This is a genomic window from Comamonas halotolerans, assembly GCF_030162935.1.
Classification (GTDB): Bacteria; Pseudomonadota; Gammaproteobacteria; order Burkholderiales; family Burkholderiaceae_C; genus Comamonas; species Comamonas halotolerans.
This window is the reverse complement of the sequence record NZ_JASAUZ010000031.1, coordinates 1-1,189: the sequence shown is the minus strand read 5'-3', so window position 1 is coordinate 1,189 and position 1,189 is coordinate 1. Positions and strand designations below refer to the sequence as shown.

Below are 1,189 nucleotides of genomic sequence, written 5' to 3'. Positions count from 1 at the left end.
TGGTAATCCCCCCATAAACCATCGCTCTGAGAAGTAGAGCTATGCGGCCATGGCAAGCCGCTGTTTTGGGGTGATGCCGCCCAATGCCATATTTGGGCGTTCATGGTTATATCGCCACATCCATTGCGTGGCGCAATCTCGAACTTCATCCAGATTGCGCCAATGGTACTGTGACAACCATTCATAGCGAACGGTCCTATTGAAACGTTCGACATAGGCATTTTGCTGAGGCTTGCCAGGCTGGATATATTCCAATCGGATGCCTTTGGCACTCGCCCAGTTTTGCAGTGTTGCGCTGATGTATTCAGGGCCGTTGTCACAGCGAATTACTTGGGGTTGGCCACGCCACTGCATGATTTGCTCCAGCACCCGAATCACGCGCAGCGAAGGCAATGAGAAGTCCACCTCAATGCCCAAAGCTTCACGGTTGAAGTCGTCAATCACGTTGAGCAGCCGGATGCTGCGGCCATCCTCAAGTTGGTCGTGCATAAAGTCCATTGACCATACAACATCCCTGCTGGCAGGCACTGTCAGTGGTTCAGGTTTGGCTCGGTCCAAGCGCTTGCGTGGCCGTATGCGCAAATTGAGCTCCAACTCCCGGTAAATCCGATACACCCGCTTGTGGTTCCATTGGAAGCCTCTGACATTGCGCAAATACAGCAAGCACAAACCAAAGCCCCAATTGCGGTTGTTGTCCGTCAAGCGCAGTAGCCAATGCGCAATCTCATCGTCCTCGATACTGCGCTGAGCCTTGTACCGGTAGCAGGCTTGACTGATTTGAAACGCTTGGCAAGCCAAGCGAATGGTCAGCCCACGTTGCGCAACTGCAAGCTTTGCCATCTCGCGTCTGCGAGATGGCTTCACCACTTTTTTGCGAGCGCCTCAGCCACCACCTCGGCTTTGAGCTTTTCCTCGATGTACATCTTGCGCAGCCGGCGGTTTTCTTCTTCGAGCTCCTTCATCCGAGCCATCAGGGATGCGTCCATGCCACCGAATTTGGCACGCCACTTGTAGAACGTAGCTGCGCTGATACCCAGTTCTCGACACAGCTCAGGCACTGCCAAGCCAGCTTCTACACGCTTGAGCGCATCGATGATTTGGCTGTCTGTAAAACGTGACTTCTTCATAGTACAGATTCTCCTTGGGAGGTCTCTACTTCTCAAGACGTTGGTTTTACGGGGGGATTACC

1 protein-coding gene is annotated in these 1,189 nt (G+C 53.2%); it reads right to left on the bottom strand.

All coding sequences use genetic code 11. The annotated features are described in order from the left end of the window. Window positions 1–39: 39 nt before the first annotated feature. A protein-coding gene (locus tag QEP11_RS12890) for an IS3 family transposase (RefSeq protein ID WP_284337059.1) occupies window positions 40–1,127 on the bottom strand; the annotation gives its coding sequence in 2 pieces (ribosomal slippage) (window positions 40–875 and window positions 875–1,127; 1,089 coding nt in all). Window positions 1,128–1,189: the final 62 nt, after the last annotated feature.